The following is an 18,037-nucleotide window of genomic DNA, read 5'->3' as shown; positions in this document are numbered from 1 at the left end:
TCCGGCCGGTGGCCTGAGCCGGTCGGGGAGACCGATTTCAGCCCTACCCGAGGGTGGTCTTGGCCAAACCGGGAAAGTCTGTAATCAGGCTGTCCACGCCAAAATCAGCGAGCCGGCGCATCAGTGCCGGTTCGTTGACCGTCCATACCGACACATGCAAACCCTGGCCCTGCGCTTTGAGCAGGCGCTCGGGGGTGCACAGTGTCCAGTTCAATGCCAGCAGCTCGCAGCCGTAGTTCTGCGCGACCTTCAGCGGGTCGAGCCAGGCGTACTCGGCGACCAGCCCGCGCTTCACGTCCGGCACCAGCTCCAGCGCGGCGCCCAGTACTTCCCGTGAACTCGAGGTGATGGTCACTTTGTCCAGCAGGCCGTACTGCTGGGCCAGTTCGCGGATGGCCAACACGGTGGTGGCGGCGCGGGTGCGCGAGGCACTCTTGACCTCCAGTTGCCAGTGCTCGAAGGCGCATTTTTCGAACAGTTCTTCCAGCCGTGGGATAGGGCAGGGCTGCACATGGCCCGGGCCGCCCTTGCGTGCGTCGTAGGTGACCAGGTCGGCAGCGGGGTGTTCGACGACCTTGCCACGCCTTCCGGTGGTGCGTTTGAGGCTAGGGTCGTGAATGACCATCAGCTCGTTGTCGGCCGACAGGTGCAGGTCCAGTTCGCAGCGGTTGACGCCGTGGGACAGGCACTGGCGGAAGCTGTGCAGGGTGTTCTCGGGCGCTTCGCCCTTGGCGCCGCGGTGGCCATAGATAAGGGTCACGTTCGTTCCTTCAGGTCAAGAATGAAAAGGCTCAGGGGGCGGGGTCGCTCTGTTCCAACTGCTGGCGCCGTTGCTGCTGTTGGCGCTGCAGGATGTAGCGGGCCAGCAACTGGCGCTGGGCGTCGGTCATGTCGGTGAATTCGGTGCCCAGTTCGAAACTGCCGTCGGGCTGCGGGTCGCAGTGGGTGACCTTGCCGCGCAGCAGCAAACCGTGGGCGCGGGGCATCAGCACCATCTTCACCTTGACCCGGGTGCCGGGGGCGATCTGCTGACGCTGCGCGAACTCGATGCCGCCTTCGGAGATGATCACTCGTTGCGGCTGGCCGATCTCGCCGAGCAAGGTTTGCGCGACCACTGCGCTGAGCAGGTCCAGGCGCTTGCTCTGTGCCCGCAGAAACGCAGCCAGTGTGCGGTCCTTGTCGCTCAGCTGGCGCAGCAGGTGCTGCGACTCGAAGTCGGACAGGTGCAGCTCGCTGAGCAGGTTGAACAACGGCGAATCATCCTGCAACAGTTCTGGCTCAAGGGCTTCGGCCGCGCTCAAGGGGCTGATTTCCAGTGCGATCCGATCTTCGATGCGGTAGTATTCGCGGCGATCTTCTTCGTCTAATGTCGTCATGGCGAACCCATGGTAGCGGCGGTGGTCCGAGTGTAAAGCCGCCACAGGCGCCTCGCCACAAGGACGTTCCCTTTCATCCGAACAAGCCCCGACATGTTCAGACCTCTTTTCGCATTCATCGGTACGCGTTACACCCGTGCCAAGCGCCGTAACCACTTCGTCTCGTTCATATCCCTGACCTCGATGATCGGCCTCGCCCTGGGCGTGGTGGTGATGATCGTGGTGCTCTCGGTGATGAACGGTTTCGACCACGAGATGCGTACCCGCGTGCTCGGCATGGTCCCTCACGCCACGCTCGAGAGCGGCCAGCCGATCAACGACTGGCCCGCCCTTGCTCAACAAGTAAAGCAGAATCCGCAGGTGCTGGCGGTAGCGCCCTACACCCAGATGCAGGGCCTGCTGACCCATGACGGCAAGGTGCAGAAGGTGCTGCTCAACGGCATCGACCCGGCCCGCGAACGTGAGGTGTCGATCATCGACCACTTCATCCAGCAAGGCCGCCTCGACCAGCTGGCGCCGGGCGAGTGGGGCATCATGATCGGCGACAAGGCCGCCGCCAAGCTGGGGGTGGCCATCGGCGACAAGCTGACCTTCGTCGCCCCGGAAGTCAGCGTTACACCGGCCGGCATGTTCCCACGCATGAAGCGCTTCACCGTGGTGGGCACCTTCCACGTCGGTGCTGGCGAAATCGACGGCTACCTGGGCCTGACCAACATCGCCGACCTGTCCCGCCTGCACCGCTGGAAGCCGGACCAGGTGCAGGGCCTGCGCCTGAAGTTCGACGACCTGTTCCAGGCGCCGCGTGTGGCCTGGAGCATCGCCCAGCAGCTGGGCGAACAGGAGTACTACAGCCGCGACTGGACCCGTACCCACGGCAACCTGTACCAGGCGATCCGCATGGAGAAGGCCATGATCGGCCTGCTGCTGTTGCTGATCGTCGCGGTGGCGGCGTTCAACATCATTTCCACCCTGGTGATGGTGGTCAACGACAAGCGCGGTGACATCGCCATCCTGCGAACCCTGGGCGCCACACCTGGGCAGATCATGGCCATCTTCATGGTCCAGGGGACGGTGATCGGGGTGATTGGCACACTGATCGGCGCTGTGGTCGGCATTGTCGCCGCGCTCAATGTCAGCGCAGCGATCGCCGGCATCGAGAAGCTGATCGGGCACAAATTCCTCAACGCCGACGTGTATTTCATCGATTACCTGCCGTCGCAGATCCAGTCCCAGGACGTGTACATGGTCTGCGGTGCGGCGCTGGTCCTGAGTTTCTTCGCCACCCTGTACCCGGCCTGGCGTGCGGCGCGCACCCAGCCTGCAGAGGCGCTACGTTATGAGTGAGTCGCGCATGAGTGATAAAGCCGTTCTGAGCTGCCGCAACCTGGGCAAGTCCTACGACGAGGGCCCGGAGTCGGTGAAGGTGCTGTCCGGGCTCAACCTTGAGCTGCACGCCGGTGAGCGGGTGGCCATCGTTGGCAGTTCGGGCTCGGGCAAGAGTACCTTGCTCAACCTGCTGGGCGGCCTCGACCGGCCGACCCAGGGCAGCGTCTGGCTGGCCGGCGAAGAGTTGTCGGCACTGGGCGAGCGCGCGCGCGGCCTGCTGCGCAACCGTGAGCTGGGCTTCGTTTACCAGTTCCACCACCTGCTGCCCGAGTTCACCGCGATGGAGAACGTGTGCATGCCGCTGCTGATCGGCCGCACCGCCATCCCCGAAGCCCGCGAGCGCGCACAAGCACTGCTGGAGCGTGTGGGCCTGGGCCACCGCCTGCACCACAAGCCTGCCGAGCTGTCCGGCGGTGAGCGCCAGCGCGTGGCGATTGCCCGTGCGCTGGTCAACCGCCCGGGCCTGGTGATGCTCGACGAGCCGACCGGCAACCTCGACCACCACACCGCCCAGGGCATCCAGGAGCTGATGCAGGAGCTTTCCAGCTCTTCGCGCACGGCGTTCCTGGTGGTGACCCACGACCTCAACCTGGCGCGCCAGATGGACCGCGTGCTGAAACTCGACGACGGTCACCTGGTGGCGATCTGAGCCGCTTGCACGGGGTGGCGTGAGCCGCCCCGCAACTCTTTCATTGGGTGTTTTACATGTTCAGACCCTTGCCCTTGTTCATCGGTGCGCGCTACACCCGTGCCAAGCGCCGCAACCATTTCATCTCGTTCATCTCGATGACCTCGATGATCGGCCTGTCGCTGGGCGTGCTGGCGATGATCGTGGTGCTGTCGGTGATGAACGGCTTCCAGCGCGAAATGAGCTCGCGCATCCTCGGCCTGGTGCCGCATGCCAGCATCCTCGGTGTGCAGCCGCTGGACGACTGGCGCAAGGCCGCTGACGCCGCCCTGCAGAACCCAGCGGTTGTGGCCGCCGCGCCGATCACCGAGATGGAGGGCATGCTCTCCTACAAGGGCGCCATGCAGCCGATACAGGTCAGCGGCATCGACCCGGCCGAGGAGGGCAACGTCTCGATCGTTGGCCAGCACATCGTCCAGGGGCGCCTGCAGGCCTTGCAGCCGGGTGAATACGGTGTGGTCATCGGCGAACTGACCGCGCGGCGTTTCCGCCTCAATACCGGTGACAAGCTGACCCTGATCGTGCCGGAAATCAGCAAGGAGCCGGGCGGCATCACCCCGCGCATGCAGCGCCTGACGGTGGTCGGTATTTTCAAGGTGGGCGCCGAGCTGGATGGCTCGCAGGCTTACATGCATGTGGCCGACGCCGGCGAGATGCAGCGTTGGGCACCGGGCCAGGTGCAGGGCGTGCGCCTGAAACTGCATGATCTGTATGCCGCGCCACAGGTGTCCAAGGCCATCGCGGCCGGGCTGGGTGATGCCTACCGTGCCGATGACTGGTCGCACACCCAGGGCAGCCTGTTCAGCGCCATGAAGATGGAAAAGACCATGATCGGCCTGTTGCTGATGATGATCATCGCCGTGGCGGCATTCAACATCATCGCCACCCTGGTGATGGTGGTGAACGACAAGGGGCCGGACATCGCCATCCTGCGCACCCTGGGGGCCACGCCGGCACAGATCATGGGTACCTTCATGGTCCAGGGCAGCCTGATCGGCATTGTCGGCACCTTGATTGGTGGTGTGCTCGGGGTGATAGCCGCGTTCAATGTCAGCCAGATTGTCGGCTGGCTGGAGCGGGTGAGCGGGCAGCATATCTTCACGTCGGATGTGTACTTCATCAGCAGCCTGCCCTCCGAGCTGCAGTGGGGGGATGTGGCGATCATCTGTACGGCGGGGTTGGTGATGAGCTTCCTGGCGACCATTTATCCTGCGTATCGGGCTTCGCAGGTGCAGCCGGCGATCGGGCTGGCGGTCTGAAGCGTCATTGCCGGCCCTATCGCCGGCAAGCCGGCTCCCACAGGTACGGTGCAGCACTTGATGGCGCTGCTGTACCTGTAGGAGCTGGCTTGCCGGCGATGGGCTGCAAAGCAGCCCCGCGATCTAAAGATTTTCGCTGAACTCAATCAAGAACCGCGTCCAGCCGCCCCCACACTCCGCCCGGATACTCCCACCATGGGCCTGGATGATCGAGCGGGTAATCGCCAACCCGAGCCCCGCATGTTCGCTGCAGCCTTCCCGCCGCGACGGGTCCACCCGGTAAAACCGATCAAACAGCCGAGGCAATGCAGCAGGCTCAATCGGCATGCCGGTATTGGCCACGCAGATGCTTGACCCAGGCGCCAGCGTCACGCGTATTTCCCCGCCCGCTGGCGTAAACCGCAGGGCGTTGTCCAGCAGGTTGGACAACGCCCTGCGCAGCATGTGCCGGTCGCCCTGCAGCGTCGCTTCACCTTCGCGCACCAGCGCTACCGCACCCTCTTCGGCCAGCGGTGCGTAGTACTCGAGCAATGCATCGACCTCGTCGTGCAACGCCAGCGCCGCCTGCCCTGGCACCAGCAGGCCATGGTCAGCCTTGGCCAGGAACAACATGTCGTTGATCATCTGCGCCATCCCTTGCAGCTCTTCCAGGTTGCCATGCAGGGCCTCGCGGTAGTCTTCCAGGCTGCGCGGGCGGGTGAGTGTGACCTGGGTGTGGGTCAGCAGGTTGGAGAGCGGCGTGCGCAGTTCATGGGCGATGTCGGCGGAAAACGCCGAAAGCCGCTGGAAGGCGTCTTCCAGGCGCTGCAGCATCGCATTCACCGTGCTGGCCAGTTCTGCCAGCTCTTCGGGCATCTGTGCGACGGGCAGGCGTGTGGTCAGCGAGCGCGCCGAAACGCTGGCAGCCACCTGGCCCATCTGCCGCAACGGCTGTAGCCCGCGGCGTGCGGCCCAGGCACCCAGCAGTGCTGTGGCCAGTGCCGACAGGCCCACCGTCAACCAGATCAGGCGCTGCATGCCTTGCAGAAAATGCTGATGGTGGGTGATGTCGAGAAACAGGGTCAGCCGGGCCTCAGGGTTCAGCCGGACGGCCAGGCTGCGGTAGTCGACGCCGCCCGCATGCACGGTCGCCAGGCCGGTGGCGGTGGGGGCATCGGGCAGTGCGTTGCGGCTGGCGTACCATGCGCGGCCATCGTTGCCGGTGATGCGCAAGGCCAGGTCGGCCTGGTGGCTGAGCTCGTTGCGCAGGGCTGGCAGCAGGGTTTGCAGGTCGCTTTGGCGTTCCAGCCCGGAGAGTTGGCTACGCAGCAGCGACAGGCGCGATTCGAGCAATTGCTGGTCGAGTTCGATGAAGTGCTGCTCGCTGGCGCGGTTGAACAGCAGCCCGGCACCGAGCGAAACGGCGGCGGTACAGGCGGCGAACAGCAGTGCCAGGCGGCTGCCGAGGGAAAGCCTGCGCATCAGTCGTTGCGCTCTTCGAGTACATAGCCCATGCCGCGCACGGTGTGGATCAGCTTGTTGGGGTGTGGGTCATCGATCTTCAAGCGCAAGCGGCGGATGGCGACCTCGATGACGTTGGTGTCGCTGTCGAAATTCATGTCCCACACCTGCGAGGCGATCAGCGACTTGGGCAGGACTTCGCCCTGGCGGCGCAGCAGCAATTCGAGCAAAGCGAACTCTTTGGCGGTGAGGTCGATGCGCTTGCCTGCACGCTCGGCGCGGCGGCGGATCAGGTCCAGGCGCATGTCGGCCAGGGCGAGGGCGGTGTCCTGGCTGGGGCTGGCACCGCGGCGCAGCAGGCTGCGGACCCGGGCCAGCAATTCGGAAAAGGCAAACGGTTTGACCAGATAGTCGTCGGCGCCCAGCTCCAGGCCGTGCACGCGGTCCTCGACGGCGTCGCGCGCGGTGAGGAACAGCACCGGCGTGTCCAGGCCGGCCTGGCGCACGGCCTGGAGGATCTGCCAGCCATCACGGCCTGGCAGCATCACGTCGAGGATCAGCAGGTCGTGATCGCCGCTCAGGGCCAGGTGCTGGCCGGTTTCGCCGTCGGTAGCCAGTTCGGTGGCAAAGCCCGCTTCACTGAGGCCCTGGCTCAGGTACTGGCCGGTGCGGGCCTGGTCTTCGACGATCAGCAGTTTCATGCAGTGCCCACAGGTACGGTGTGATGGCTGAAATGATACGTGACTATCCCAGCCGCCGGCCAAGCTGACAAAGTTGTAATCTTCCCGTCAGTCAGCTGCCAGTCAGCGCTTTCTAAAGTGGCCTCATCCCTGCTGTAAGTACTGGAGTCATCATGAAACACCTGTTCATCGCCGCCGCCCTTGCCCTGGTCAGCCTGCCCAGCCTCGCAGACGGTGGCAAAAGCTTCGCCTTTGGCGAGCCAGCCCCGGCGGCGAAGGCCACCCGCACGGTCGAGGTGGTGTTGAAGGACATCGCCTTCGAGCCCCAGAGCCTCAAGGTCAAGGCCGGTGAGACCGTGCGCTTTGTCCTGATTAACAAAGGCCAGCTGCCCCACGAATTCAACCTGGGCGACAAGGCCATGCACGCCGAGCACCAGAAAGAAATGATCGCCATGCAGGGCAAACTGTTCACTGCCGGCATGAACCACGATGGCATGGACCACGGCCAGATGAACCACGGTGATCACGGCCATGACGCTGGCAACACCGTGCTGGTGCAGCCCGGCCAGCGTGCCGAGCTGACCTGGACCTTCCGCCAGTCGGCGCCCATCGAGTTCGCCTGCAACGTGCCGGGGCATTATCAGGCTGGCATGGTCGGGCCGCTGACCATCGAGTGACTTGCGCTGCAAGGCGGGGTGTAAAAACGGTAGACTAAGGGCATTTCCAAACCTTCAGGTCAGTTTGCATGCATCCCGCCGCCGAACATTCCCCGCTGGGCAAGTCCAGCGAGTACATCGCCACCTACACGCCCTCGCTGCTGTTCCCGATCCCGCGCACGGCCAAGTGGGCCGAGCTGGGCGTTACCGCCCAGACTCTGCCGTGGCAAGGCGTGGATTACTGGAACTGCTTCGAACTGTCCTGGCTGCTGCCGTCGGGCAAGCCGGTGGTGGCGATCGGTGAGTTCGCCATCCCTGCCGATTCGCCGAACATCATCGAGTCGAAGTCGTTCAAGCTCTACCTCAACTCCTTGAACCAGACTGCGTTCGCTTCCATCGCTGAGCTGCAGGCTTGCCTTGAAAAGGATTTGTCGGCGGCTGCCGGCAAGCCGGTGGGTGTGAAGGTGCGTACGTTGGCAGAGGTGGAGGCGCAAGGTGTCGTGGCGCTGCCAGGGCAGTGCATCGATGCGCTGGACGTGGCCATCAGCAACTACGAACAGCCACAGCCAGAGCTGCTGCGCTGCGACCCGGAACGTGTAGTGGAAGAAACCCTGCACAGCCACCTGCTCAAGTCCAACTGCCCGGTGACGGGCCAGCCAGACTGGGGCAGCGTGGTGGTCGAGTACAAGGGCCGGGCGCTGGACCCTGCCAGCCTGCTGACTTACCTGATCAGCTTCCGCCAGCATGCCGACTTCCACGAGCAGTGCGTGGAGCGGATCTACCTGGACTTGAAAAACCTGCTGCAGCCTGAGCATCTGACCGTGTACGCGAGGTATGTGCGCCGGGGTGGGCTGGATATCAACCCGTACCGCAGCACAACGGCGATAAACCCTGAGAATGTGCGTCTGGTGCGGCAGTAGTTCTGACATCACTGGGCCGTTTCTCGGCCCATTCGCGGGGCAGGCCCGCTCCCACAGGTACACCGAGCAGCGCATAGCCTTTGGCAGCGGCCTTGTGTCGCGAAAGGGCCGCGAAGCGGCCCCAGCTTTTGTCAGATGCCCATGCTGTGCAGCGAGTTGACAATGCTGCGCAGGGTTGCGGTCAGGTCCGGGTGGTCGGCCTCGAAGCGCTCTATGGCCAGGTTGACACCGTCCACCACGTTGTTGTCCGGCGTGGCCTCTTCAAGCTTCAGTTGCGCCTCGATCTGCCTGGCTTCCTCGTGTAGCGCGGCCAGTTCTTCATCGGTAAGCGGTACGTTTCGATCCAGTTGCTCGCGCAAGCTGTTCAGGCGCTCTTGCAATTCGCGGGCAGGCATTGGTTGTTCTCCATCAATGGCTTGGCAAGGCATGGACCTCAGCGAAGCGGCAAAGGTTCGTGCCTGTCTTCAGCGTAATCCACTCGCCGGTGCTTTGCATGATCCGCATCAAGGGTGCTGTGTCAGGGTTTTTCACCTTTGCGCCGGCGCAAGGCAATGTCGGTCAGGCAGGTGTCCAGCGCTTCGAGGTGGTCGATCACCGAGTGCACGCCCAGGCGGAACAGCTCCAGCGTGGCCTTGCCGCGGGCCAGCTCTTGTTCCTGTTGGCTCATGCCTTGCCACGCCTGCGAGCCTAGGTCACAGGATGGGCTGCAGGCAGCCAGGCCAATGGTCCACAAACCGGCGTTCAGGCCCGACTGCAGCAGGCGCGGTTCACCGCTGACCAGTACGCAGCCGTCCAGGCATCGGCTGTCGATTGCCATCAGTGCCTGCCAGCAGGCGTTCGGCGCCGGCCAGCGCACGCCATTGGCCACGTGCCCCGGCAACCAGTCGGGTAGCACGCTGGCCAGGCGTTTGCCCTGGGTGCTGCTCAGGTCGTCGAGCCAGATGCACGGCACCTGCTGGCGGCGCAGGCCGGCGAGGGTGTCGAGGGCCCCGGGGGCGGGCAGGGGGCTGCCGCTGGCGGCCTGGACCAGGCAACCGCGCAGGCCGAACAGCACAGCGGTAAAGGCGGGCGCATCGTGCATGGCAACTTCCCTGAAATATTTCGCAGGCTATGCGGTCATTGTTACGGGCCTATGACGCTCAACACATGTTCACAAAATATTGAACAAAAATTTGTAAAGCTGTTTATCAGCCCGCAAGCCTCTATACTGCCGCCTTACCAGCGGCGTACCTGTTGCGCTTGCGGCCGAGAAATTCGATGGAGAAACATCTATGCGTAGGATCGGTGCCGGTGTGATCGAGCGAGTCACCCAGGCCTGTGTCTGTGCCAGCTTGCTGCTGGCACCCGTGGCAGCCACCCAGGCAGCCACCGAGGAGGATCCCTGGGAGACGGTCAACCGGCCGATCTTCCGTTTCAACGATATCCTCGACACCTATGCCCTCAAGCCATTGGCGCAGGGCTACCAGGCAGTAACTCCCCAGTTCCTCGAGGATGGTATCCACAACGTCTTCCGTAACCTGGGCGATGTCACCAACCTGGCCAACAACGTGCTGCAGCTCAAACCGCATGCGGCGGGCGTGGACACGGCGCGGCTGATCGTCAACACCACCTTCGGCCTCGGCGGTTTCTTCGATGTGGGCACCAAGATGGGCCTGCAGCGCAGCGACGAAGACTTCGGCCAGACCCTCGGCTATTGGGGCGTACCCAGCGGCCCGTACGTGGTCATCCCGCTGCTTGGCCCGAGCACCGTGCGTGACGGCCTGGCCAAGTACCCGGACAGCTACACCAAGCCGTACCGCTACATCGACCACGTGCCGACCCGCAACTCGATCTTCGGCCTGGATATCGTCGATACACGCGCCAGCCTGCTGTCCGCTGAAAAGCTGATTCAGGGTGACAAATACATCTTCATTCGCAACGCCTACCTGCAGAACCGTGAGTTCAAGGTGAAGGATGGCGAGGTCGAAGACGATTTCTGAGTCAGGCCTGTGCTGAAAAGGCGACCTTCGGGTCGCCTTTTTCGTAACAGATCAATGCATGGCGAGGATGCGCATGCGGATGAAGCCGCGTTTCTCATCGATTTGAGGGCTTCGCTGGCGTGCGGCATCCTGCTCATTGGGTTACACAGGTCACCTTTCTTATAACTCCCGGTGATTTCGCCTGCAAAGAGCATCGAACTCGACCCACGCATGCTTGAAACGCCTGGCGGATGGGAGTACCGTCTGCGCCTTACAAGGTACCTCTGCCGGTTGCCTGGGCCGCCTTCTTGGCCTACAACTCAAGTAGAGTGTTACCACAGAGTATTCCAGCAGCCGGATGTCAGCCTTGCAGACGCCCCTGCACCAACCCAAATCGGCGCCGTTCGCCCACATGCAGAAAATCAGTGCAACGCTGCTGATCATCGATGATGACGACGTGGTCCGTGCGAGCCTCGCCGCCTATCTGGAAGACAGTGGCTTCAGCGTCCTCCAGGCCAGTAATGGCCAGCAGGGGCTCCAGGTCTTTGAAGAACACCAGCCCGACCTCGTGATCTGCGATCTGCGCATGCCGCAGATGGGCGGCCTCGAGCTGATCCGCCAGGTCAGCGAGCGCGCCCCGCAGTTGCCGGTGATCGTGGTATCGGGGGCCGGCGTGATGAGCGACGCGGTCGAGGCCTTGCGCCTTGGCGCGGCGGACTACCTGATCAAGCCGCTGGAAGACCTTGCCGTGCTCGAGCACTCGGTGCGCCGAGCGCTCGACCGTTCGCGCCTGGTGGTGGAAAACCAGCGTTACCGCGACAAGCTCGAAGCGGCCAACCGAGAGCTGGAGGCCAGCCTGCACCTGTTGCAGGAGGACCAGACCGCCGGTCGGCAGGTGCAGATGAACATGCTGCCAGAGAGCCCCTGGGCTGTCGGGGAATTCGCTTTCGAGCATCAGATCATCCCGTCGCTGTACCTGTCTGGCGACTTCACCGACTATTTCCGTGTGGATGATCGGCGCATTGCGTTTTATCTGGCCGATGTCTCCGGGCATGGCGCGTCATCGGCATTCGTCACCGTGTTGCTGAAATTCATGACCACCCGGCTGATGTTCGAATTCAAGCGCAACAGCAAATTGCGCGAATTCAAGCCGTCGGAAGTGCTCAGCCATATCAACCGTGGCTTGATCAACTCCAAGCTGGGCAAGCACGTGACCATGGTTGGCGGGGTGATCGACGAAGACACCGGCCTGCTGACCTACGCCGTTGGCGGCCACCTGCCGCTGCCGGTGCTGTATACCCCGGGCCAGGCCCGCTACCTGGAAGGCCGTGGCCTGCCGGTGGGTTTGTTCGACGAAGCCACCTACCAGGACCTGGTCATGGAGCTGCCGCCGCAATTCAGCCTGAGCCTGATGTCTGATGGCATCCTGGACCTTTTGCCAGGTGACACGCTCAAAGATAAAGAGGCCGCCTTGCCGGAAATCGTCAAGGCAGCGGGTGGCAGCCTGGATGGGCTGCGCCAACGATTTGGATTGGCTACGCTTGGGGAGATGCCGGATGATATCGCCCTAATGGTGATGAGCAGGAACCTTCAATGAGTACCGGTAGAATCCAGTTCGCCGAGCAGAGTGGTACCTTCGTTCTGAAGTTCGTCGGTGAAGTGCGCCTGACGCTGTGTTCGGCGCTGGATGCGACGATCGAGAAAATCTTCACCGCGTTGAATTTCTCGGCCATCGTCATCGACCTGACGGAAACCGAAAGCATCGACAGCACCACGCTGGGCCTGCTGGCGAAGCTGTCGATTCTGTCGCGGCAGAAAGTCGGCCTGCTGCCGACTGTGGTCACCACCAACCCGGATATTTCGCGACTGCTGCAATCCATGGGGTTCGACCAGGTGTTCAACATCGTCGACCGCCCAGTGCCATGCCCGGAGTGCCTGACCGACCTGCCTTCGCAAGATCAGAACGAAGACGTGGTGCGTTCCAAGGTGCTGGAGGCGCACAAGATTCTCATGGGCTTGAATGACTCCAACCGTGAAGCCTTCCATGACCTGGTGAGTGCGCTAGAGCGGTCCTGATTGTTCGTTCGCAGGGGCCTCTTCGCGGGGCAAGCCCGCTCCCACAGGCGCCACGGGTTTGGACTGTCCGACACCAATCCAACCCTTGCGGGCAGTCCAGTTAATGGGAGCGGGCTTACCCCGCGAAGAGGCCGGCAAGCCCTATAAAATACCCCCCGCCCAATCACTCCCGCCGCGCAAACTCCGTCGCCTCGGCGCCATCAGCATTCAGCTGAAACACCCGCGCCGGCCGCCCCTGTTCATCAAAGAACACCTGCCCCAACCCCGCACTGTTCCACAACCGCTCCCCGGCCTTGCTATGGCTAGGCGTACGCGGCACCACCTCCATTTCCCGTCGCCGGGTAAACCAGTTCAGCGGTGAGCGCGGCGAATACAGCCAGCGGTTGAGCCGGTCGAGCACATCCAGCAGCCGTCGCGGAAATTCATTCTTGATCCCGCTGCTGGTGACCTGCCACAAGTGCGGGCTGCGCTGGCGATGGCGAATCAACACCTCGTAGACGAACGAATAGTGCACATCGCCCGACAGCACCACGTAATGCCCGGGCGTGCGCGAATGGCGGAAAATGTTCAGGATCACCTGGGCGGCGCCGCGGTGGGCCATCCAGTTTTCGGCATCCACCAGTAGCGGGTAGCCCAGCCAGCTGAACAGCTTTTGTACCGTTTCGATCAGCTTGACCCCGAAGATCGGCGCCGGTGACACGATGATCGCTGAAGGGTGGTCGAGCAACGCTTGCTGCAGCTCGCTCAGCGCCTCCCAGTCGAGCAGGCCTGAAGGTTTGGCCAGGTCGCTCTCGCTGCGCCAGCGGCGCGTGCGCGTGTCCAGCACCAGCAGCGGTGGGCTGCTGGGCAGGCTGAACTGCCAGCACTGGAAGCGCAGCAGATCACCGATCAGTTGGTCTTGCGCCTGGCGCTCCAGCTGCGGGCGTGCGAGGGCCTGGTACTGCTCGGCCAGGGCCGTGCAGCTATCCGGGTCGTTGCCCCAGGCCTGGCACAGCAGATAACCGAGCAGGGCATTGCCGATGATCCGCCGCGAGAAGGGGTGGCCATAGGCGGTTTCTTCCCATTGCGCCGAGAGGTTCCAATCGTCGGTGATGTCGTGATCGTCGAAGATCATCAGGCAGGGCAGGTGGGCCATTACCCGCGCCACCTGGCCCAGGTTGGCGGCAAACGCCTCGATCAACGGCAGTTCTGCGCGGTAGCGCGCCTGGTGCGGCTCGGCGAGGCCTGCGGGCATCTGCAGGCTGACCAGTTGCCAGGGCACGGGCGACCACACCAGCAGGTACATGGCCATGACCTCGGCGAAGGTCACGAGGTGGTTGTCGGCATTGCTGGAGGAGAATATCGGTTTGCGCTTGCCGCCAAAGAAGCGCTCGCGCAAGGTTTCGTTGCGTTCCTGGGCGGGCAGCAGGTCGGCGCGGTGGTAATAGCTGGCAGGGTGCTGGTAGAGCGACTGGCTGTCGGCGACGACAGCGCCTTCCAGCTGCTCATCGAACAGGCCGAGGCGCTCGATCAGCGAATGAATGGCCCGCAACATCGGGCCGGCAACGTCATCGGCATACACCTGGTCGCCGGTCATCAGCAGCACAGCAGGGCGCGCTTCAGGCTTGCAAGCTGCCAGCAAACGGTCGGCGCACAGCAGGCCATCGGCGGCTGGGTGATGGGGTTTGCGGCACGAGCCGTGCAGCAGTTGCTCCAGGCGATCGCGCAGCACCAGGCTCGGCCGCTGGGTGCCAGGGTAGAGCAGGTGTGGCGCCCAGTCGGCGATGCCCTGGCCGTTGACCAGCAGGTCGTACTCGATGGCGACGTTACAGGGCAGGGGTTGGGCGAAATGGATGTCCAGCAGGTGAATAAAAGCCTGCTGGCCGATCGGAATGACCTGGCACCCCACCTTGGCCGCGCCATCCATGATGAACTCGGGTTGCAACGGTTGGCTGCCGACTAGCCAGATGGCCAGGCGCTGGGGCTCCAGGCGGCGCAGTACCGGGCCGGCGAGAACGAGGGGCAAGGAGGTGAGGGTCATCAACAGCTCTGGTGTCTGAAAGGCCCGTTTCGGCGGGAGTGAAGCAAAACGGGCGGAAAATGCTGAACATTTCCCGCCCGCCTGGCAAACCAGATTTGTGTCAGGCTTTGTCAGCCATCAGCTTTTCCAGTTTCTCCTGGTCGCGCGCGAACTGGCGAATGCCCTCGGCCAGCTTCTCGGTGCCCATGGCATCTTCGTTCATGGCCCAGCGGAACTGGCTTTCGCTCAGCACCTGCTTGGCCTCGCCGGCATTGCCTGGCTTGAGTGCGCGCGGCAACTCGCCCTGGTCATCGCTCAGTTGCTGCAGCAGCTCCGGGCTGATGGTCAGGCGATCGCAGCCAGCCAGTTGCTCGATCTGGCCGATATTACGGAAGCTGGCGCCCATGACCACGGTGTCGTAACCGTTGGCCTTGTAATAGTTGTAGATACGCGTGACGGACTGCACGCCCGGGTCCTCGGCGCCGACATATTCCTGGCCGGTGCTTTTCTTGTACCAGTCGTAGATACGGCCCACGAACGGCGAAATCAGGAACACCCCGGCATCGGCGCACGCTTGTGCCTGGGCGAACGAGAACAGCAGGGTCAGGTTGGTCTGGATGCCTTCCTTCTCAAGCTTCTCGGCAGCACGGATGCCTTCCCAGGTGGAGGCCAGCTTGATCAGCACACGATCTTTGGGCACCCCAGCCGCCTCATACAGCCCGATCAGCTGGCGGGCCTTGTTCAGCAGTGCCGGCTCATCGAACGACAGGCGAGCATCCACTTCCGTGGAGATACGCCCCGGAATCGCCTTGAGAATACCCGCGCCCACGGCCACGGCGAACTTGTCGCAGGCCAGGTCGACATCGCCCTTGGCGTCGCCTTTGACCTGCTTGAGCAGCTCGGCATAGCCCGGGATGGCGGCAGCTTTGAGCAACAGCGACGGGTTGGTGGTGGCATCCACCGGCTTGAGGCGGGTGATGGCGTCCAGGTCCCCGGTGTCGGCGACAACGGTGGTGAACTGCTTGAGTTGTTCCAGCTTGGAAGTCATGGCGTGCTCTGTCCTGTGCGATGTCTCGACATTACCCGAGCCCCGACGGCCGCTCAAGGGGCCATTGGGGCGGTGGCGAATTGTCGAAGGTGATGATTCGAGTCACCAGCCAGCACGAGGTTCCCCACAAAGAACAGCGCGGTCCCTGTGGGAGCCGGCTTGCCGGCGATAGGCCCGCCAGACCACCTTACCGCCCCTGCAACAACTCCGCCGCTTGGTCAAACACCACCAGTGGCTCCGGCGCCTTGTGAATATCCGCCGACAGCAACTGCCGGAACCGCCGCGCCCCCTTGAAGCCCTGGCCCAACCCCAGAATGTGCCGGGTGACGTGATGCATCGCACCGCCACTTTCCATATGCGCCACGATATAAGGCCGCAACTGCGCCATCGCCTCGCTACGGCTGACCACCGGCGCATCACTGCCAAACAGCAGCTGATCCACCTCAGCCAGCACATACGAGTTGTGGTACGCCTCGCGCCCCATCATCACGCCATCGAACGTCTGAAGATGCGCCTGGCATTCTTCCAAGGTCTTGATGCCGCCGTTGAGCACAATCTCCAGGTCCGGGAAGTCCGCTTTCAATTGCGCGGCCACGTCGTAACGCAGCGGCGGAATCTCACGGTTTTCCTTCGGCGACAGCCCTTCGAGAATCGCGATCCGCGCATGCACGGTAAAGCTGCGGCAGCCCGCCTCGCGCACCGTACCCACGAAATCACACAACTCGGCATAGCTGTCACGGCCATTGATGCCGATGCGGTGCTTCACGGTGATCGGCGTCGACACGGCATCACGCATGGCCTTGACGCAATCGGCAACCAACACGGGGTGGGCCATCAGGCAGGCGCCGATCATGTTGTTCTGCACCCGGTCGCTCGGGCAGCCGACATTCAGGTTGACCTCGTCATAACCCGCATCCTCCGCCAGGCGCGCACACGCGGCCAGGTCGGCCGGCACGCTGCCGCCCAGTTGCAGCGCCAGCGGGTGCTCGGAGACGTCATGGCGGAGGAAACGGTGGGCGTCGTTGTGCAGCAGGGCGCCGGTGGTGACCATTTCGGTGTAGAGCAGCGTGTGCTTGGAGAGCAGGCGCAGGAAGAAGCGACAGTGGCGGTCGGTCCAGTCCATCATGGGGGCAACGCTGAAGCGGCGTGACGGCTCAGGGCGCGTGGTTTGTGGCTTGGAGCCTGATGTTGCAGTCATTTCGTTCAACGTGTTTTGTACCGATTTTCGGGGTTTTGGGGCGTTTTTATCAAGCGCTTGGTACAATGTACCAATCGACAGACGACGTGTACCAATCTCAGATGGCAACGATCAGAACGCGTAAAAAGGCCGATGGCAGCACTAGCTACCTCGTCCAGATCCGCATTAATCGCGACAAGGTGACAGTCTACCAAGAGAGCCAAACGTTCGCCCGCAAACAGGCTGCAGTGGCCTGGGCGAAGCGACGGGAAACTGAGTTGTCTGAGCCTGGTGCTATCGAGCGCGCCAACCGGGTAGGGCACACGGTCAAACAGATGATTGACCGTTACCTTGTAGAGGCAGAGAAAGCTCGGCCTCTGGGCGAGAGCAAGCGACGTACTTTAAACGCCATCAAGAACAGCTACCTGGGTGAGATGGTCGACTCCGACATCAGCCAGCAGGTGCTGGTGGACTATGCCCTATGGCGTATGAGCCCCGCAGGCGGTGGTATCAAACCGCAGACAGCCGGCAATGATCTGGCTCACCTGGGTTCAGTGTTGTCGCTTGCCAGGGCGGCGTGGGAGTACGAGATCAACCCCCAAGCTATGCCCGACGCACGCCTTGTCCTGAAACGCCTCGGCTACAACATGAAGAGCCGGGAGCGGGATCGCCGGCCAACGCTTGAAGAACTCGACAAGGTGCTTGAGCATTTCTTCGAGATGCTTGCACGGCGTCCGACAGTCATTCACATGCCGAAGGTGGTTGCGTTTGCCATCTTTTCCACGCGCCGTATGGACGAGATCGCTCGCATCATGTGGGAGGATCTGGATGAGCACCGCCAGGCGGTGAAAGTGCGGGACATGAAGAACCCCGGGCAGAAGATCGGTAACGATGTGTGGTGCCATCTGCCGGATGAGGCGTGGGCGATTGTGCAAAGCATGCCGCGTCAGTGCGCTGAGATCTTCCCTTACAACACCGACTCAATCGGCACGGCCTGGTCCAGAGCGTGCAAGATGGTTGGCGTGGAGGACCTGCATTTTCACGATCTGCGCCATGAAGGTGTGAGCCGGTTGTTCGAAATGGATTGGGATATCCCGAGGGTGTCGAGTGTTTCCGGTCATCGGGACTGGAACTCGCTGCGGCGTTACACCCATCTGAGGGGGCGTGGTGATCGATATATGGAGTGGAGTTGGTTAGAGCGGATTATCCAGGCCCCAGTCGCCCTAGGCGCCCGGGTTGAGTAGTTTGTTGGGGTACACGGAACGGCGGTGATTAGCCCTGCGCGTAGCAGCGCTTTGAGTCGATCCGGCTGGCAGGAGTGGCCGCTTTCGACCCATAGCGGCCACTCACAGCGGCCAGCATTGCCTCATTCTT

18 protein-coding genes are annotated in these 18,037 nt (G+C 62.8%); 9 read left to right on the top strand and 9 right to left on the bottom strand.

Annotation, left to right across the window (positions count from 1 at the left end):
- Positions 1-43: 43 nt before the first annotated feature.
- Both ACNQPL_RS02640 and ACNQPL_RS02635 read right to left on the bottom strand, forming a co-directional pair.
- Entirely contained in the window at positions 44-760 is a 717-nt protein-coding gene (locus ACNQPL_RS02640; RefSeq protein WP_346613854.1) for a glycerophosphodiester phosphodiesterase, read from the bottom strand.
- A gap of 31 nt (positions 761-791) precedes the next feature.
- On the bottom strand, positions 792-1,376 hold the full coding sequence (locus ACNQPL_RS02635) for a PilZ domain-containing protein (RefSeq protein WP_346613856.1): 585 nt from the start codon (positions 1,374-1,376) through the stop codon (positions 792-794).
- Between the two features lie 93 nt (positions 1,377-1,469).
- Between ACNQPL_RS02635 and ACNQPL_RS02630 the strand changes: the two genes are divergently transcribed.
- From ACNQPL_RS02630 to ACNQPL_RS02620, 3 genes are read left to right on the top strand one after another with little or no spacing between them, the layout of a single operon-like run.
- The gene (locus ACNQPL_RS02630) at positions 1,470-2,720 is read left to right on the top strand and encodes a lipoprotein-releasing ABC transporter permease subunit (protein WP_416465746.1); all 1,251 of its coding nucleotides are present in this window, start codon (positions 1,470-1,472) and stop codon (positions 2,718-2,720) included.
- A gap of 7 nt (positions 2,721-2,727) precedes the next feature.
- Positions 2,728-3,411, top strand: coding sequence for a lipoprotein-releasing ABC transporter ATP-binding protein LolD (gene lolD / locus ACNQPL_RS02625; protein WP_346613858.1), 684 nt, complete (start codon positions 2,728-2,730; stop codon positions 3,409-3,411).
- A gap of 56 nt (positions 3,412-3,467) precedes the next feature.
- Positions 3,468-4,709 carry a lipoprotein-releasing ABC transporter permease subunit gene (locus tag ACNQPL_RS02620; RefSeq protein WP_416465744.1) on the top strand — a complete coding sequence of 414 codons (1,242 nt, stop codon included), beginning with the start codon at positions 3,468-3,470 and terminating at the stop codon, positions 4,707-4,709.
- Between the two features lie 123 nt (positions 4,710-4,832).
- Here ACNQPL_RS02620 and ACNQPL_RS02615 read toward each other — a convergent pair whose 3' ends face one another.
- Both ACNQPL_RS02615 and cinR read right to left on the bottom strand, forming a co-directional pair.
- A complete protein-coding gene (locus ACNQPL_RS02615) occupies positions 4,833-6,170 on the bottom strand; it encodes a heavy metal sensor histidine kinase (protein ID WP_416465742.1) in 1,338 nt (445 codons plus the stop codon).
- Positions 6,170-6,850: a two-component system response regulator CinR gene (gene cinR, locus ACNQPL_RS02610; RefSeq protein WP_416465740.1), complete on the bottom strand. Its 681-nt coding sequence runs from the start codon at positions 6,848-6,850 to the stop codon at positions 6,170-6,172. Before cinR ends, ACNQPL_RS02615 begins: the two co-directional genes overlap by 1 nt.
- Before the next feature lie 152 nt (positions 6,851-7,002).
- Here cinR and ACNQPL_RS02605 point away from each other — a divergent pair, with 152 nt between their 5' ends.
- Both ACNQPL_RS02605 and queF read left to right on the top strand, forming a co-directional pair.
- Positions 7,003-7,506, top strand: coding sequence for a cupredoxin domain-containing protein (locus tag ACNQPL_RS02605; RefSeq protein WP_416465738.1), 504 nt, complete (start codon positions 7,003-7,005; stop codon positions 7,504-7,506).
- A gap of 68 nt (positions 7,507-7,574) precedes the next feature.
- Positions 7,575-8,405: an NADPH-dependent 7-cyano-7-deazaguanine reductase QueF gene (queF, locus tag ACNQPL_RS02600; protein WP_416465736.1), complete on the top strand. Its 831-nt coding sequence runs from the start codon at positions 7,575-7,577 to the stop codon at positions 8,403-8,405.
- A gap of 131 nt (positions 8,406-8,536) precedes the next feature.
- Here the strand turns inward: queF and ACNQPL_RS02595 are convergent, their stop codons facing one another.
- Both ACNQPL_RS02595 and ACNQPL_RS02590 read right to left on the bottom strand, forming a co-directional pair.
- Complete coding sequence (locus tag ACNQPL_RS02595) at positions 8,537-8,800, bottom strand: DUF4404 family protein (protein ID WP_346613863.1); 264 nt, start codon at positions 8,798-8,800, stop codon at positions 8,537-8,539.
- A 122-nt stretch (positions 8,801-8,922) separates the two neighbouring features.
- Complete coding sequence (locus ACNQPL_RS02590) at positions 8,923-9,486, bottom strand: phosphonoacetaldehyde phosphonohydrolase-related protein (protein WP_387529721.1); 564 nt, start codon at positions 9,484-9,486, stop codon at positions 8,923-8,925.
- Between the two features lie 190 nt (positions 9,487-9,676).
- Between ACNQPL_RS02590 and ACNQPL_RS02585 the strand changes: the two genes are divergently transcribed.
- From ACNQPL_RS02585 to rssC, 3 genes are all read left to right on the top strand, one after another.
- Positions 9,677-10,384 carry a VacJ family lipoprotein gene (locus ACNQPL_RS02585; RefSeq protein ID WP_416465733.1) on the top strand — a complete coding sequence of 236 codons (708 nt, stop codon included), beginning with the start codon at positions 9,677-9,679 and terminating at the stop codon, positions 10,382-10,384.
- A gap of 391 nt (positions 10,385-10,775) precedes the next feature.
- Entirely contained in the window at positions 10,776-11,960 is a 1,185-nt protein-coding gene (rssB, locus tag ACNQPL_RS02580) for a two-component system response regulator RssB (protein WP_416465788.1), read from the top strand.
- The gene (rssC, locus tag ACNQPL_RS02575) at positions 11,957-12,439 is read left to right on the top strand and encodes an anti-sigma factor antagonist RssC (protein WP_186555062.1); all 483 of its coding nucleotides are present in this window, start codon (positions 11,957-11,959) and stop codon (positions 12,437-12,439) included. Before rssB ends, rssC begins: the two co-directional genes overlap by 4 nt.
- A gap of 163 nt (positions 12,440-12,602) precedes the next feature.
- Here the strand turns inward: rssC and ACNQPL_RS02570 are convergent, their stop codons facing one another.
- The 3 genes from ACNQPL_RS02570 to dusA form a co-directional block, all read right to left on the bottom strand.
- Complete coding sequence (locus tag ACNQPL_RS02570) at positions 12,603-14,459, bottom strand: alkaline phosphatase D family protein (protein WP_416465731.1); 1,857 nt, start codon at positions 14,457-14,459, stop codon at positions 12,603-12,605.
- Between the two features lie 100 nt (positions 14,460-14,559).
- Positions 14,560-15,486 carry a transaldolase gene (tal, locus tag ACNQPL_RS02565; protein WP_346615822.1) on the bottom strand — a complete coding sequence of 309 codons (927 nt, stop codon included), beginning with the start codon at positions 15,484-15,486 and terminating at the stop codon, positions 14,560-14,562.
- A gap of 187 nt (positions 15,487-15,673) precedes the next feature.
- Positions 15,674-16,684, bottom strand: coding sequence for a tRNA dihydrouridine(20/20a) synthase DusA (gene dusA / locus ACNQPL_RS02560; RefSeq protein ID WP_416465729.1), 1,011 nt, complete (start codon positions 16,682-16,684; stop codon positions 15,674-15,676).
- Positions 16,685-16,785: 101 nt separating this feature from the next.
- Here dusA and ACNQPL_RS02555 point away from each other — a divergent pair, with 101 nt between their 5' ends.
- Positions 16,786-17,907 carry a site-specific integrase gene (locus tag ACNQPL_RS02555; protein ID WP_140175119.1) on the top strand — a complete coding sequence of 374 codons (1,122 nt, stop codon included), beginning with the start codon at positions 16,786-16,788 and terminating at the stop codon, positions 17,905-17,907.
- Positions 17,908-18,037: the final 130 nt, after the last annotated feature.

Origin of the sequence: Pseudomonas sp. LFS044 (genome assembly GCF_047978245.1) — a bacterium.
Taxonomy (GTDB): Bacteria; Pseudomonadota; Gammaproteobacteria; order Pseudomonadales; family Pseudomonadaceae; genus Aquipseudomonas.
The sequence above is the reverse complement of the archived record's forward strand: the minus strand, read 5'-3'. Positions and strand labels throughout refer to the sequence as shown.